Origin of the sequence: Brevundimonas sp., assembly GCF_036677305.1 — a bacterium.
Taxonomy (GTDB): domain Bacteria; phylum Pseudomonadota; class Alphaproteobacteria; order Caulobacterales; family Caulobacteraceae; genus Brevundimonas.
In genome coordinates, this window is sequence record NZ_JAKFEB010000191.1 from 1 (window position 1) to 13,611 (window position 13,611).

The 13,611-nt window shown below is 69.3% G+C and carries 16 protein-coding genes; 8 read left to right on the plus strand and 8 right to left on the minus strand.

The window, feature by feature from the left end:
- Positions 1 to 330: 330 nt before the first annotated feature.
- The 4 genes from V6M42_RS11345 to V6M42_RS11360 are packed head-to-tail and all read right to left on the minus strand — an operon-like array spanning position 331 to position 2,743.
- Positions 331 to 1,119 (minus strand): thiazole synthase, encoded by a 789-nt coding sequence (locus V6M42_RS11345; RefSeq protein ID WP_332678547.1) that lies wholly within the window; start codon positions 1,117 to 1,119, stop codon positions 331 to 333.
- A 10-nt stretch (positions 1,120 to 1,129) separates the two neighbouring features.
- Positions 1,130 to 1,453, minus strand: coding sequence for a hypothetical protein (locus tag V6M42_RS11350; protein ID WP_332678548.1), 324 nt, complete (start codon positions 1,451 to 1,453; stop codon positions 1,130 to 1,132).
- Positions 1,454 to 1,457: 4 nt separating this feature from the next.
- Positions 1,458 to 2,510 (minus strand): SPFH domain-containing protein, encoded by a 1,053-nt coding sequence (locus tag V6M42_RS11355; protein ID WP_332678549.1) that lies wholly within the window; start codon positions 2,508 to 2,510, stop codon positions 1,458 to 1,460.
- 11 nt (positions 2,511 to 2,521) lie between these two features.
- Positions 2,522 to 2,743: a hypothetical protein gene (locus V6M42_RS11360; RefSeq protein WP_332678550.1), complete on the minus strand. Its 222-nt coding sequence runs from the start codon at positions 2,741 to 2,743 to the stop codon at positions 2,522 to 2,524.
- Positions 2,744 to 2,880: 137 nt separating this feature from the next.
- On the opposite strand from V6M42_RS11360, the gene V6M42_RS11365 reads away from it, so the two are divergent.
- Entirely contained in the window at positions 2,881 to 4,434 is a 1,554-nt protein-coding gene (locus V6M42_RS11365; RefSeq protein WP_332678551.1) for an MFS transporter, read from the plus strand.
- 4 nt (positions 4,435 to 4,438) lie between these two features.
- Here the strand turns inward: V6M42_RS11365 and thiS are convergent, their stop codons facing one another.
- Positions 4,439 to 4,636, minus strand: a complete 198-nt coding sequence (gene thiS / locus V6M42_RS11370; protein WP_332658929.1) for a sulfur carrier protein ThiS — start codon at positions 4,634 to 4,636, stop codon at positions 4,439 to 4,441.
- A 99-nt stretch (positions 4,637 to 4,735) separates the two neighbouring features.
- On the opposite strand from thiS, the gene aroQ reads away from it, so the two are divergent.
- From aroQ to aat, 4 genes are read left to right on the plus strand one after another with little or no spacing between them, the layout of a single operon-like run.
- The gene (gene aroQ / locus V6M42_RS11375) at positions 4,736 to 5,215 is read left to right on the plus strand and encodes a type II 3-dehydroquinate dehydratase (RefSeq protein ID WP_332658928.1); all 480 of its coding nucleotides are present in this window, start codon (positions 4,736 to 4,738) and stop codon (positions 5,213 to 5,215) included.
- A gap of 18 nt (positions 5,216 to 5,233) precedes the next feature.
- Positions 5,234 to 5,752 (plus strand): acetyl-CoA carboxylase biotin carboxyl carrier protein, encoded by a 519-nt coding sequence (gene accB, locus V6M42_RS11380; RefSeq protein ID WP_332678552.1) that lies wholly within the window; start codon positions 5,234 to 5,236, stop codon positions 5,750 to 5,752.
- Positions 5,753 to 5,755: 3 nt separating this feature from the next.
- Positions 5,756 to 7,108 (plus strand): acetyl-CoA carboxylase biotin carboxylase subunit, encoded by a 1,353-nt coding sequence (gene accC / locus V6M42_RS11385; RefSeq protein ID WP_332678553.1) that lies wholly within the window; start codon positions 5,756 to 5,758, stop codon positions 7,106 to 7,108.
- A gap of 7 nt (positions 7,109 to 7,115) precedes the next feature.
- Positions 7,116 to 7,811 carry a leucyl/phenylalanyl-tRNA--protein transferase gene (gene aat / locus V6M42_RS11390; RefSeq protein WP_332658925.1) on the plus strand — a complete coding sequence of 232 codons (696 nt, stop codon included), beginning with the start codon at positions 7,116 to 7,118 and terminating at the stop codon, positions 7,809 to 7,811.
- Here the strand turns inward: aat and V6M42_RS11395 are convergent.
- A complete protein-coding gene (locus tag V6M42_RS11395; RefSeq protein WP_332658924.1) occupies positions 7,778 to 8,431 on the minus strand; it encodes a DUF2155 domain-containing protein in 654 nt (217 codons plus the stop codon). The genes aat and V6M42_RS11395 overlap by 34 nt on opposite strands.
- Complete coding sequence (locus V6M42_RS11400; protein WP_332658923.1) at positions 8,428 to 8,820, minus strand: NADH:ubiquinone oxidoreductase subunit NDUFA12; 393 nt, start codon at positions 8,818 to 8,820, stop codon at positions 8,428 to 8,430. The genes V6M42_RS11395 and V6M42_RS11400 overlap by 4 nt, the downstream gene beginning before the upstream one ends.
- Before the next feature lie 207 nt (positions 8,821 to 9,027).
- Here V6M42_RS11400 and V6M42_RS11405 point away from each other — a divergent pair, with 207 nt between their 5' ends.
- The 3 genes from V6M42_RS11405 (at position 9,028) to V6M42_RS11415 (ending at position 12,987) form a co-directional block, all read left to right on the plus strand.
- Entirely contained in the window at positions 9,028 to 11,430 is a 2,403-nt protein-coding gene (locus V6M42_RS11405) for a TSCPD domain-containing protein (protein ID WP_332678554.1), read from the plus strand.
- 64 nt (positions 11,431 to 11,494) lie between these two features.
- The gene (locus V6M42_RS11410) at positions 11,495 to 11,986 is read left to right on the plus strand and encodes a pentapeptide repeat-containing protein (RefSeq protein ID WP_332678555.1); all 492 of its coding nucleotides are present in this window, start codon (positions 11,495 to 11,497) and stop codon (positions 11,984 to 11,986) included.
- Positions 11,987 to 12,078: 92 nt separating this feature from the next.
- Entirely contained in the window at positions 12,079 to 12,987 is a 909-nt protein-coding gene (locus tag V6M42_RS11415) for a pentapeptide repeat-containing protein (RefSeq protein ID WP_332658920.1), read from the plus strand.
- A gap of 60 nt (positions 12,988 to 13,047) precedes the next feature.
- On the opposite strand, the gene V6M42_RS11420 is transcribed toward V6M42_RS11415, so the two are convergent.
- Positions 13,048 to 13,611, minus strand: a 564-nt coding sequence (locus V6M42_RS11420) for an amino acid--tRNA ligase-related protein (RefSeq protein ID WP_332678556.1), incomplete at its 5' end; no start/stop codon positions are given.

The following is a 13,611-nucleotide window of genomic DNA, read 5'->3' on the forward strand; positions in this document are numbered from 1 at the left end:
CCGCGCACGTCCGTTTCTGACGCACCGCCGTGCACAATGGATCAAACCCCCACGGGGACAGGTCTTTGACAGCAAGCAACCTCCCCCGGAGCCGCCTCAGGCCCCGGTGTCCGCAGCCTCTGAGAGGTGGCATCGGTTCAGGTGAATTTTTTTGGCGGCCCCTGCCATCCGACCCCAACCGTCATCCTCGGGCTTGACCCGAGGATCAGACCGTCCGGTGCTCCGTAGGCAGACTCACGGGCGCGATCTGCGGGCCGTCACTCGGGCACAGCCCGCCTTTGCCTCCGATCCTCGGGTCAAGCCCGAGGATGACGGACAGGGCATCGCCCCTCAGATCAGCCCGCTCAGCGGCGAGCTGGCGCTCGCATACATCCGCCGCGGCATCCGCCCGGCCAGATACCCCTGCCGCCCGGCGATCACCGCATGTTTCATCGCCGAAGCCATCAGGATGGGATCGGCCGCCCCGGCGATGGCCGTGTTCATCAGCACGGCGTCGCAGCCCAGCTCCATCGCCAGCACAGCGTCCGACGGCGTGCCCACGCCGGCGTCCACCAGCACCGGCACCTTCGCCTGTTCCACGATCAGCCGGATGTTGACCCGGTTCTGGATGCCCAGCCCCGAGCCGATCGGCGCCGCCGCCGGCATGATGGCCGCGGCCCCGGCCTCTTCCAGCCGCTTCGCCATGACCACGTCGTCGGTGCAGTAGACCATGACCTGGAAGCCGTCCCTGATCAGCAGGTCCAGCGCCCGCAGCGTCTCGATCATGTCCGGATACAGGTGCGCCGTGTCCGACAGCACCTCCAGCTTGACCAGATCCCAGCCGCCCGCCTCGCGCGCCAGCCGCAGCGTCCGCACCGCGTCCTCGCCGGTAAAACAGCCCGCCGTATTGGGCAGGAAGGTGAACCGGTCCGGCTTCACATAGTCGACCAGCAGCGGCTGGTTCGGATCGGTCAGGTTCACGCGCCGGACCGCCACGGTGACGATCTCGGCCCCCGCCGCCTCGGCCGCGTCGGCGTTCTCCTGATAGGTCTTGTACTTGCCGGTGCCGACGATCAGCCGGCTGCTGAAGGTCCGGCCGGCGACGGTCCAGGTGTCTGCGGATGCGGTGGGTGCGGTCATGGCCGGGGGTTTAGCGCGGGCCGTCGTCGCGCCGAAGATAATTTTCGAGGGCCTGTTTGAGCTCGTCGAGAAACTCCCGGGGCGTGAAGACGCGGGAGTATTCGCTGCCCCAGGTTTTCGCCGAGGCCCGATTCAACAGACCTTTCCACTCTCCGTTCGAGATGGACTCGTCATCGAGAGCTTCGGTCAGGGTCTGTAACGTCCGTAGGAGGGTTGGCCTGTCACGCCGCACGAGCAGGTCGTCCGCCAGCACCATGCGGACACCGCCCTCATCAGGATCGGCGTAGTTGATCAGATCGACAGCGAACAGAAGCCATTCGTCGTCGAGCCTCACCAGGTCACCTGTTCGTACTCGACTGGGCGTCCCGGCTTTCGATCAACTGGGACAGATTCACCCCTTGGCCGACAACGCAGGTGTTGGCGTTCAAGGGACAGAGGCCCAGCGTCCGCTCGATCTCGCGCAGCCGCACCACCTCGGGGTTGGAGCGGATCGATTCGGCCAGCAGCCGGTTGGCCTCGGCCTGGCCCCGCGCCTGGGCGATCCGCGCCTCGGCGTTGGCCCGCTCCAGATTGACCCGCTCCAGGGCGGCGCGGGTGTTCTGCTCGGCCGTGGTGCGCGACTGGATCGCCGCCAGCACCGTCTCCGGATAACGGATCGAGCCGACCCACTCCATGCGGATGATCTCCAGCCCCTGCGGCGTCCATTCGCGCTGCAGGGCCTGCATGGCCCGCTGCAGCACGATCTGGCGTCCCGGGCCGATCAGCTGGCCGGGGCAGTCGGCCGCATCCGGCGTGCCGGGGGCCGCCGCGACGGGGCCCGGGGCGATCGGCTGGACATTCGGCGTCGCCGATTGCTGCGCGTTGCACGCCACCGGCAGCTTCTCGGTCTCCCGCGCGATGGCGGCCCGCACCGAGGTCCGCAGCGGCCCGTCGATGAAGGCGTCGAACTCCTGCCGCCAGGTCGCATACAGGTCCGCCGCCTTGTCCTCGCGGATGCGGAAGGTCAGGGCCACGTCCGCCGTCATCGGCAGGCCCAGCACGTCCGAGAAGGTGATCTCCTCGTTCTCGCGCCCGTCGTTATTGGCCTCGCGCGTGTAGCTGTAGGTGCGCTGCAGCGTCTGATAGGTGCGGATCTTCTCGCCGATGCCTTCCCAGTGGAAGCCGGGCCCCAGTTCGCTGCGCTGGACGCCGGGGTTGGGACCGAATTTGGTGGTCTTGATCCCCATGTAGCCGCTCTCGACCGTGACGCTGCACGACGTCACGGCGACCGTCGAGATCACGATCAGCAGGCCGATCAGCAGGAGGAGGCTGAGCGTCCGCCCCACCGATCCCCCGCCTCCGCCGCCGCTCGGCAGCTTGATGCCCGACAACCCCGACCCGAAATGCGACATGCCCTAAGCCCTCAACCCTTCAACGATCTGACGGCCCAGACCCACAGCCGCCATGCAGCCCAGACCAGAGCCAGAATGCCCGCGATCCCCAGCACCGAGGCCGTGATCAGGCTGCCCGCGAAATGGGCCTCCAGCACCGCCGGCACCGCGTACCGGATCAGGAATATGAAGGCGATCACCAGCCCGGCGATCCCGGCGGCGACGCCCAGAGCGGTCTTGATCTCTCTGTCCATGGTTCCCCCTCAGGTTTCATCTGAGCGCACGGGAAGGTTTCGCGCAAAGGGTTTTGGCGGTCTCTCGCCGATTCCCGCTCGACGCGGGCGCAAGCGTGACGGTAGGACGGGATTTGTCGGAGTTTAGGGGAGCATCGATGCTGTCACGGATATTCGGAGACCGGCGCCACGCCTGGGCCTTCTGGCTCGGCTGCCTGGTCGTGACCGCGGGCGTGGTCATGCATCTTCCGATGTACTGGATGGGCCGCGACATGGGCTTCCATCTCGCCGGCATGCCGATGGACGCCGGGATGTGGTGGGGCATGGCCCTGATCCTGGCCGGCGTCGGCCTCGCCGCCTTCGGCCTCCTGCCCGCCCGTCAGGCGGCGTCCGACGAGGAGGTCGTCATCCTCGCCCCGCCCGAGGACGCGCCCCTGACCCGCGCCCACTGGCTGATGTGCGGCCTGCTGGCCGTGGCCCTGATCATCGACATCATGAAGCCGGCCAGCCTCGGCTTCGTCCTGCCGGGCATGCGCGCCGAATACGGGCTGTCGGGAGCCGTGGTCGCGCTCTTCCCCTTCGCCGCCCTCAGCGGGACGGTGCTGGGCTCCTTCGTCTGGGGCTGGCTGGCCGACCTCTACGGCCGCCGCGCCTCGATCCTGCTGTCCTCGGTGATGTTCGTCGGCACCTCGATCTGCGGCGCCATGCCGGACTTCTGGTGGAACGTCGGCATGTGCTTCCTGATGGGCGCCGCCGCCGGCGGCATGCTGCCCGTCGCCTACGCCCTCCTGGCCGAGATCATGCCGACCCGCCACCGCGGCTGGGCGCTGGTCCTGGTCGGCGGCATCGGCGCGGTGGGCGGCTATTTCGCCGCCAGCGCCCTGTCCGCCTGGCTCCAGCCCGACTGGAGCTGGCGGATCATGTGGTTCCTCAACCTGCCGACGGGCCTGATCCTGATCGCCCTCAGCCCCCTGCTTCCCGAATCCGCCCGCTTCCTGCAGCACATCGGACGCGGCGAGGAGGCCCGCCGCGTGCTGGCGCGCTTCGGGGCCGGCGTGCGGACCGTCGCGGCGGATGTGGTCCCGGAGAGTCATTCCCACCTGCCGCCCGTCGACCGCCGCCACCTGGCCGTGACGGTCGCCCTGACCCTCGCCGCCCTGTCCTGGGGCCTGGTCAATTTCGGCGTCCTGCTGTGGCTGCCCGCCGCCCTTGTGGCCGAGGGCCGCAGCGTCGAGGTCGCCTCGGCCCTGATCGCCAAATCCACCCTGATCGCGGCCCCGACGGTGCTCCTCTCGGTCTGGCTCTACAGCGCCTGGAGCACGCGGGGGTCCCTCGCCCTGATGCTGGGCGTCACCGCCATGGGCCTGTTCGGCTTCCTGCTGCGCAGCATGGGCGTCGAGGCCCTGGCCAATCCCATCGCGCCCCTGGCCCTGCTGATCGTCGGCTCCAGCGGCGTGATCTCCATCATCCTGCCCTATACGGCCGAGAACTATCCGTTGCGCATCCGGGGCCGCGCCACGGGCTGGGTCGCCGGGTGCAGCAAGCTGGGCGGTCTGGCCGCCCAGGGTTTGAGCGTTCTCGGCGCCGCCCCCGCCCTCGGCGTGGCCGCGGCCTTCGTCGGCGGTCTGGCCGTCGTCTCGCTGGGCATGATCGCGATGCTGGGCCGCGAGACCCGCGGCCGGGACCTGCGGGACCTTGAGGTCGACTCCTAGGCCCTCAGCCGCCGCCCACGAACTGGACCAGCTCGATCCGGTCGCCTTCCGCCAGGGCCGTCGTCGCATGCAGGGACCGGGGCACGATCTCCAGATTGCGCTCGACCGCCACCTTGCGGATGTCGAGCCCCAGTTCCCCGACCAGGGCCAGGATGGTCGTCGCCGCGACCTCGCGGAGTTCTCCGTTGACCTGAACGCGCATGCCGTTACGTCACTCTCCTGAGCGCCGCGGTTTGATAACCGCCACGCCTCAGCTAAAAGGCCGGTCCGATTCCGGTCGGACCCGCAGTTCCACGAGCTCATGCCCGAACCAACCGTCCTCTACGTCCTGAACGGCCCGAACCTCAACCTGCTTGGGGCGCGCGAGCCGGATATCTATGGGCACGAGACCCTCGCCGACGTTCAGGCGCTGTGCGAGCGGGCCGCCGACGGCGCTGCCGTGGTCTTCCGGCAGACCAATCACGAGGGCGAACTGGTCGACCAGGTCCAGGAGGCCCGCGAAAAGGCTTCGGCCCTGATCATCAACGCCGCCGGCTACACCCACACCTCCGTGGCCCTGCTGGACGCCCTGAAGACGCTGGCGATCCCGATCGTCGAGGTCCATCTCTCCAATCCGGCGGCGCGCGAACGCTTCCGCCATCGCTCCTATGTTTCGCCCGTCGCGGCGGGCGTGGTTTCGGGCTTCGGCTCATTCAGCTACGAACTGGCCGTCAAGGCCGCCCTCAAGCTGGCCCGTGAGCGTTCGCAGGAACGCGCCGGGGCTGCGGGCCGTTCGGTTTAAAGGACAACAGAGGCTCACATGGCCGATTCCAAGACCCCCGCCCCCCGGCTCAAGAACGACGCCGAGATCGACACCACCCTGGTGCGGTCGCTGGCCGACATCCTCAACGACACCGATCTGACCGAGATCGAGGTCGAGCGCGGCGAGCTGCGCATCCGGGTCGCCCGCGAGATCACCATGGCCGCGCCGGTGCAATACGCCGCCGCTCCGGCCCCCGCGGCCCATGCGCCCGCGCCCGCCGCTGCGCCGGCCGCAGCCGCCGCCATGCCCTCCGATCCGGCGGCCATCGTCGCCCGCTCGGGCGAAGAGGTGAAATCCCCGATGGTCGGCACGGCCTATCTGCAGGCCTCGCCCGAGGCCCCGCCGTTCTGCCAGCCCGGCGACAAGGTCAAGAAGGGCCAGACGCTGCTGATCGTCGAGGCCATGAAGACGATGAACCCGATCCAGTCCCCGCGCGACGGCGTCGTGAAGGAAGTCCTCGTCGGGGACGCCCAGCCGGTCGAGTTCGGCGAGCCGCTCGTCCTGCTCGAGGCGTAAGCCATGTTCACCAAGGTCCTCATTGCCAACCGCGGCGAAATCGCCCTGCGGATCCACCGCGCCTGCAAGGAGATGGGCATCTCCACCGTCGCCGTGCACTCCGAAGCCGACCGCGGCGCCATGTGGGTGCGGCTGGCCGACGAAAGCGTCTGCATCGGCCCGGCCCCGGCGGCCAAATCCTATCTGAACATCCCCTCGATCATCGCGGCGGCCGAGATCACCGGCGCCCAGGCGATCCACCCCGGCTACGGCTTCCTGTCCGAGAACGCCCGCTTCGCCGAGATCGTCGAGGCGCACGGCATGACCTTCATCGGGCCCAAGCCCGAGCACATCCGCATCATGGGCGACAAGATCACCGCCAAACAGACGGTGCTGGACGCAGGCATCCCCTGCGTGCCCGGCTCGGCCGGCGAGGTCGAGACCGTCGAGGCCGCGATCGCGGCGTCGAAAGCCATCGGCTTCCCCCTGATCGTCAAGGCCGCCGCCGGCGGCGGCGGACGCGGCATGAAGGTCGCCCTGACCGCCGACGACCTGGTCGAGGCCGTCCAGACCGCCCAGTCCGAGGCCGCCGCGGCCTTCGGCAACGGCGCCGTCTATATGGAGCGCTACCTCCAGAAGCCGCGCCACATCGAACTGCAGGTCATCGCTGACAGCCACGGCAACGTCGTCCACCTCGGCGAACGCGACTGCTCGCTGCAGCGTCGCCACCAGAAGGTGCTGGAAGAGGCCCCCTCGCCCGCCCTGTCGGCCGCCGAACGCGTCGCCATCGGCGAGACGGTCAACAAGGCCATCGCCGCCATCGGCTACCTCGGCGTCGGCACCATCGAATTCCTCTGGGAAGACGGCGAGTTCTTCTTCATCGAGATGAACACCCGGCTGCAAGTCGAGCATCCGGTTACGGAAATGATCACGGGCGTCGATCTGGTGCGCGAGCAGATCCGCATCGCCGCGGGGCTGCCCCTGTCGTTCCGGCAGGAGGACGTCCACTTCGAAGGCCACGCCATCGAATGCCGGATCAACGCCGAGAACGCCGAGACCTTCACCCCCTCGCCGGGCACCATCACCGACTTCCACGCCCCCGGCGGCCTGGGCGTGCGGCTGGATAGCGCCATCTACGCCGGCTATTCGATCCCGCCCTATTACGACAGCCTGATCGGCAAGCTGATCGTCCACGGCCGCGACCGCGAGGAGTGCATCGCCCGCCTCAAGCGCAGCCTGAACGAGATGGTCGTCGGCGGCATCGACACCACGATTCCGCTGTTCCAGAAGCTGCTGCAGGAGCCCGACATCCTGTCGGGCGACTACGACATCCACTGGCTGGAGAACTGGGCCAAACGCCAGAAGGGCGACGCCTGACGGCGTGATGGAGGAACCGGGCTTCAGCGCCAGCAGCCCGTTCGGCGGCTTCGGCCCCGACGAACTGCTGCAGTGCTACGCCACCGGCGTCTTTCCGATGGGCGAAGGTCGCGACGACCCGCGCATCTTCCTGGTCGAGCCCGAACAGCGGGGCGTCATCCCGCTGGACCGGTTCCACATCCCGACCCGGCTGAAACGCACCGTCCGCTCCGATCCTTTCGAGATCCGGATCGACACGGCCTTCGCGGCCATGCTCGACGCCTGCGCCGCCCCGGGACCGGGCCGCGAGGACAGCTGGATCAACGGCCCGATCCGCCGTCTGTACGTCGAGCTCAACGCCCGCGGCCGGGCCCATTCCATCGAATGCTGGCATGACGAACGCCTGGTCGGCGGCCTGTACGGCGTGACCCTGGGCGGAGCCTTCTTCGGCGAGAGCATGTTCAGCCGGGAGCGCGACGCCTCAAAGGTGGCGCTGGTCCATCTGGTGGCCCGGCTGAGGCGCGGCGGCTGGCGTCTGCTCGACGCCCAGTTCCTGACCGGGCATCTGAGCCAATTTGGAGCCGTGGAAACGCCGCAGAGTTTCTATCTTGCGATGTTGAAGGCCGCCCGGGCGATCCAGCCGGACTCGCGGTCCCTGTTCAGGCCGATGACGGGCGCCGAGGCGGTGTTCTACGCCTTGCAGCCCACGACCCAGGCGTCATAGACCGGGTGCTGCAATCCGCTGACGGCGGGCGCCGAGGCGAACATCCAGCCGCGGAAGATCTGGCGCGGTTCGCTGACCTGGATCACGCCGCGCGGCTGCAGGGAAACCTCCAGATAGGCGACGGCGTCGGCGACCTGCTCGTCGGCGGCGGACACCTCGCAAGCGCGGGCGGTGAAGATCAGGGTCTTCTGGAAGCGAACCGGACGGCCGCCCACCTCGACCTCGAACCGCATCGATTCGGCGGTGATCTTGTCGATGGCCTCGACGATGGCGACCCGGCGGCGCTGGCGACGCGCGGGTTCGGCCGGTGTCTCCACGCGTTTGACCTCCGGCGTCTCGGCCTTTTCTTCCTCGGCCGCGTCCTGGTCGATCGGCTCTTCGGCGACGATGATGGCCGGAGCCGGCGGCGTCACCGCGACCGGCGAGGCCGGGGCCGGGGCGCCCTGCGGCGCCGGCTCGACCGGGGCCGGCGGAGTGGGCTGGGCGTTGAGGACGGCGGTCGGATCCTGAACCGGCACGGCGTCCTGGGGCAGGTCATTCAGGGCCGAGGCGACCACGGCGCCCGACGCCGTCAGCGCCATCACCGCCACGCCGGCCAGAATGAAGCCGCGAACCGTCATTCGGGACGCCAGGCTTCATAGTCTCCCGTCGCGGCCGGGCGTTTGCCTTCCGCGGCGAGCGAACCCTGCGGACGCCAGGCCATCGGCGTGCCGGTCAGGTTGGGAAGGTGATCCTCCTCCCACTTCCGGCGCGGCAACGGGTGTTCGGTCGGCAGTTCGTCGAAGGTGTAGTGCAGCCAGCCGTGCCAGTCCGGCGGGACTTTCGACGCGTCCGCATAGCCGTTGTAGGTCACCCAGCGCCGGCGGCGGCCGTCGTAACTGCTCTTGTCGCGCGACAGGTAGTAGCGGTTGCCGAACTCATCGGTCCCCACGTGCTCGCCGCGCTTGGCGATGGTGAAGAAGGTGCCGATGGTGGCGCCGCTGGTCCAGCCGAAGATTCTGCCTAGCACGTCGGGAAATCCACTCACGAACCGTCGGTCGGCGGGGGCCGGCGACGCTGGCGCAAGCATAGAAACCGGCGGGGCTTCCGTCCAGCGTCGTGGCGCGGCGCCATACCTCAACATGTTGGGGGTAACCGGTCCTCGACACGCCAGATTTATTGCGGACACAGCGATAAGGCCGCTAGGCTGGCCCAAAGGCCACGCCGAGACCGCCGCATGCGCTTTCCCTTCGCTTCACACGCCGCCGCCCTGCCGCGCCCCGCGCGCCAGATCGAGCGGTGCGGACGGGTCGTCTCCGTACGCGCCCCCGAAGGCTGGACCGACGTCCAGATCGAGGCCTGGCTCGACTGGGCCGACGCCGAGGGGTTCGAAGTCAGCGACGGAGATCCTCTCGCCGAGGCGATGGCCGGCTGGGCGGCGGCTCTTTCGAACGGCGACGCCGTCGAGCTGACGGCGACGCTCCTGTTGGGGCTGGTCTCGCCCGCCCGCCCCGCTCGGGTCGCCCCGGAAGTCCTGAACCTGTCCGATCCCGGCGCGGGCGAGGCGCTCGCCGCCGAAGGCGCGCGACGGCGTGCCGGGCGCCGCGCGACGGGCGCGGTCGAAGCCCTGGCGACGGCCCTGGCCGGCGTCTCGGACGCCGTGAGTCGGTGCGAGGGCCCGCGCGCGGACTGCGCCGACCCCGCGTCCAACCCGGCTCTGGCGAGAGCCGCGCTCTCCGCACGGCGTAGCGGCGCCTCGGACGCCGACATTCTGCGGGCCATCGCGGGCGAGCAGTTCAGCTCTGTGCCCGTCCCCCTCTCGCCGCCGCCCGTGATCGTCGCCCTGGCGGACCGCGCGATGATCGCCTCGGGCGCGCCGGACGCTCTGCTCGCGGCCGAAGCGGCGCTGGAAGGCGATCTGCTGCTGACCTTCGAGCCCGACGACGCCGAAAGCGCCGCCGCCGCGGCCCGATCGCCGGCCGTTCTGCTGTCCCTGACGGCGCTGCGGGCGATCAGCGGCTCGGCCATGGAGCCCGCGCTCGGCGAGCTGGTTCGCCTGTGGTCCCGCGCCCTGACAGCGCGGGGCGCTTCTTCTGTGGCGATCGGCCTCGGCGGGCTCTGCGACCTGATCCTGAAAGAGGGACCGGACGACGCAGGATCGCGGGCGGCCCGGCTGGCGGGCACAGTGACAGCCGCGTGCGAGACCGCCCCGTCGCTGTTCGTCGATGACGTGGAGGCGTCCCTGCGCCTCGGCCTCACCCCGCTGTCGGCCCTGGAGGTCTGGCAGACCGGGGACGGAGAGATCGTCCGCCGGCTTCGCCCCTCGCTTGCCGCGGCCATCCAAAGGGCCGGAGGCGAAGTCGAGTCCGCCGAACGTCGCCTGTTCGGCCGGCGCACGCTGGTTGACGCGCCGGGCCTCGATCACGCGGCCCTGAGAGCCAGGGGCTTCACCGACGTCGAACTCGAAGCGGTGGAGACCGCCCTGGCGCAGGTCGATGATCTGGCCGACGCCTTCAGGTCGCCCGTCCTCGACGCGGGCTTTGTCCGGGACGTGCTGGGCATTGAGGTCGTGGACGGCAACCTGCTGGACCAGTTGGGATTCTCCGATGAGGCGGTACGCCAGGCGCAGGCCTGGGCTCTCGGGGAGCCTGATCTGGCGGGATGGACCGAGGCGCCTGAAGCCCTGAAGCCGATCCTCGCCGACCCCGCCGCCTTCGAGGCGGATCTGCGCGCGATCGTCGAACAGGTCAGCGCCGCGCCGGACGCCTCGCCGACATTGATGGACTGGCGCACGACCGCGATCCAGGCGGCGCGGCTGCTTGGCGATGCGGCGCGGGAGGGGCGGCGCGCTGTCCGCCTGCAGCGAACCGCGCCGCCCGCCGGCCCGCTGCTGAGCCTGATCGAACCGGAAGAGACGACCCGCCAGCGCCGTTGGGAGCCGGAAAGCCGCGCCGTGGAGCGCGTCGTCGAGAAGGTCATCGAACGCGACCGCACCCGCCGCAAGCTGCCGGACCGTCGCAAGGGCTATATCCAGAAGGCCGCCGTGGGGGGACACAAGGTCTATATCCACACGGGCGAATACGAGGACGGAGAGCTCGGCGAGATCTTCATCGACATGCACAAGGAGGGCGCCGCCTTCCGCAGCCTGATGAACAATTTCGCCATCGCCATCTCGATCGGCCTGCAATACGGCGTGCCGCTGGACGAGTTCGTGGACGCCTTTGTCTTCACCCGGTTCGAGCCGGCGGGTCGCGTGACGGGCAACGATTCCATCCGTTCGGCGACCTCGATCCTCGACTACATCTTCCGCGAACTGGGGGTGTCCTATCTGGACCGGAGCGAGCTGGCCAATGCGGACGCTGACGGGCTGAACGCCGACGGCCTGGGCTCCGGCAAGGCCGAGGACGGCGAGCCGGAAACCGTGCCGGCGGCCCGTTTCATCTCCAAGGGGTTCGCCCGCGGCGCGGCGCCCGACAATCTCGTGGTACTGCCCTTCGGCCAGTCGCGAGGCGCTCCGGCGCCCGCCGCGGCGGCCACTGAAGCGGTCGCCTGTCCCGCCTGCGGGGACTTCACCCTGCAACAGCGGGGGGCCGGCTGGACCTGCGACACCTGCGGCGCCGCGCCGTCCATGCAGGGTTGATCAAGGTTTTCGGGCCAGGATGGCCTGCGTCTTGCATAGCAGAAGGCGAGACCCGGAGCCCGCCATGAAAGCCATCCTGACCTTCACCCTGGCCGCAGTCCTCGCGGCCGCCGCCCTGCCCGCCGCGGCGCAGAACGCGGGCCAGATCGCGCGCGTGCGCGGCGGGGCAAGCTGCCCCGGCTGCAATCTGTTCCAGGGCGATTTCGGCGGACTGGAGGCGCGAGGCCTCAACCTGTCGGGGGCCCGCCTGCGCCAGGCCGATCTGAGTCTCGCGGTGATGAACCGGACCCGGTTCTCGAACACGGACATGCGCGACGTGGAAGCCTACGGCGGGGTCTTCTCCAACTCCAGCTTCGCGGGCGCGAACCTGTCCAACAGCAGCTTCGTCGGGGCGTTTCTGGATGGGGCGTCCTTCTCGGGCGCGACCCTGACAGGGACCAATTTCTCGGGCGCGTCCCTGCGGGGAGCGACGGGCCTGACCCAGAGTCGTCTGAACCGGGCCTGCGGCGATGAAAGCACCCGTCTGCCGCGCGGCCTGTCCATTCCGCACTGTTAAGCTGACGGCGTAAGGCCTCGGACCTTACCGCGATTTAAGTAGGGTTCGTCGGGGTTTGGCCCCATGTATGGGGCGTGAAAATGCTCGTTTCCATGACCCGTCGCCTTCCCGCCGCCAGTCTTGCGCTCGGCGCGGCCCTCGTCGCCCTGGGCGCCGCCGGGTCGGCGAGCGCGGAGATCCAGTTCCAGTTCGGGACCCAGGACCGCGATGTGGCGCGGATGGTGTCGCTGGGCGGTTCCTGCAACCGTTGTGAGTTGTCGGGACGCGACCTGACCGGCGCGACCTTCACCGGCGCGGTCTTCACCAACGCCACCCTGGTGGGCGCCAATCTCCGCGGCGCGGAACTGCAGGGCTCGAATTTCACGGGCAGCGACTTCAGCCGCGCCGACCTTACGGGCGCCGAGATGACCGGCGCCAACTTCACGGGCGCCAATTTCGCCCGCGCGGACATGTCCGGCGCCGAGGCCATGGGCGCGACCCTGGTCCGGGTGCGAATGAGCGGAGCCAACCTGACCGGCGCCGAGTTGAACGGCGCCAATATGAACGGCGCGATCCTGACCGGCGCCAATCTGTCGTCGACGGAGATGAACGCCACCACCCTGGCGAACGTCAGCGCCCGGTCCGCGAATTTCAGCAACGCCGAGATCGCTGCGTCGAACCTGTCGAACGGCGACTTCCGCAATGTCTCGTTCCGCGACGCCACGCTGAACGGCGCCCGGCTGACCGGCGGAAGTTTCGACGGCGCCGACTTCCGTGACGCGGAAATGCACCGCACCGACATCCGCGGCGCCGACCTGTCGGGCGCGCGCGGCCTGAGCCAGGAGCAGGTCCAGCGGGCCTGCGGCGACGCCAACACCCGCCTGCCCGGCAATCTCACCCCGCGCGTCTGCCGCGGCATCTCCGGCGTGCGGGTCATTCCGCGGCCCGCCGTGCCGGCGCCGCCCGCGCCGCCGGTTCCGCCCCGGGTCCGCAATCTCGTGGTCGCCAACTCGGGCCACTGAAGACAAAGGCCGCCGCCCCAGGGGACGGCGGCCTTTTTCATGCGCGGAATGCACGTCCGGTCACGTCTTGAGCGGCAGGGCCGCGCGGATGTGCAGTTCCTTGTACTGACGCTCGGCCGCATCGGACGGCGCGCTCATCAGCAGATCCTGGCCCTGCTGGTTCAGCGGGAAGGCGATGACCTCGCGGATGGCGACCTGATTGGCCAGCAGCATGACGATGCGGTCGATGCCCGGGGCCAGGCCGCCGTGCGGCGGGGCGCCGAAGCGGAAGGCGTTGAGCATGCCGCCGAACTGGTCCTCGACCACCGAGGCGTCGTAGCCGGCGATCTCGAAGGCCTTGAGCATGATCTCGGCCTTGTGGTTCCGGATCGCGCCCGAGCACAGCTCATAGCCGTTGCAGACGATGTCGTACTGGTAGGCGCGGATGGTCAGCGGATCCTGCGTCTCCAGCGCCTCGAGGCCGCCCTGCGGCATCGAGAAGGGGTTGTGGGAGAAGTCGACCTTCTTCTCTTCCTCGCTCCACTCGAACATGGGGAAGTCGACGATCCAGCAGAATTTGAACTGGTCCTCGTCGATCAGCTTCAGTTCGGTCGCCACGCGCGTGCGGGCCAGACCGGCGAATTT

Coding starts and splice junctions, on each gene's coding strand:
- V6M42_RS11345 (WP_332678547.1), bottom strand. CDS start 1,119: ATGACCGCACCCACCGCATCCGCAGACACCTGGACCGTCGCCGGCCGG.
- V6M42_RS11355 (WP_332678549.1), bottom strand. CDS start 2,510: ATGTCGCATTTCGGGTCGGGGTTGTCGGGCATCAAGCTGCCGAGCGGC.
- V6M42_RS11360 (WP_332678550.1), bottom strand. CDS start 2,743: ATGGACAGAGAGATCAAGACCGCTCTGGGCGTCGCCGCCGGGATCGCC.
- V6M42_RS11365 (WP_332678551.1), top strand. CDS start 2,881: ATGCTGTCACGGATATTCGGAGACCGGCGCCACGCCTGGGCCTTCTGG.
- thiS (WP_332658929.1), bottom strand. CDS start 4,636: ATGCGCGTTCAGGTCAACGGAGAACTCCGCGAGGTCGCGGCGACGACC.
- aroQ (WP_332658928.1), top strand. CDS start 4,736: ATGCCCGAACCAACCGTCCTCTACGTCCTGAACGGCCCGAACCTCAAC.
- accB (WP_332678552.1), top strand. CDS start 5,234: ATGGCCGATTCCAAGACCCCCGCCCCCCGGCTCAAGAACGACGCCGAG.
- accC (WP_332678553.1), top strand. CDS start 5,756: ATGTTCACCAAGGTCCTCATTGCCAACCGCGGCGAAATCGCCCTGCGG.
- aat (WP_332658925.1), top strand. CDS start 7,116: ATGGAGGAACCGGGCTTCAGCGCCAGCAGCCCGTTCGGCGGCTTCGGC.
- V6M42_RS11395 (WP_332658924.1), bottom strand. CDS start 8,431: ATGACGGTTCGCGGCTTCATTCTGGCCGGCGTGGCGGTGATGGCGCTG.
- V6M42_RS11405 (WP_332678554.1), top strand. CDS start 9,028: ATGCGCTTTCCCTTCGCTTCACACGCCGCCGCCCTGCCGCGCCCCGCG.
- V6M42_RS11410 (WP_332678555.1), top strand. CDS start 11,495: ATGAAAGCCATCCTGACCTTCACCCTGGCCGCAGTCCTCGCGGCCGCC.
- V6M42_RS11415 (WP_332658920.1), top strand. CDS start 12,079: ATGACCCGTCGCCTTCCCGCCGCCAGTCTTGCGCTCGGCGCGGCCCTC.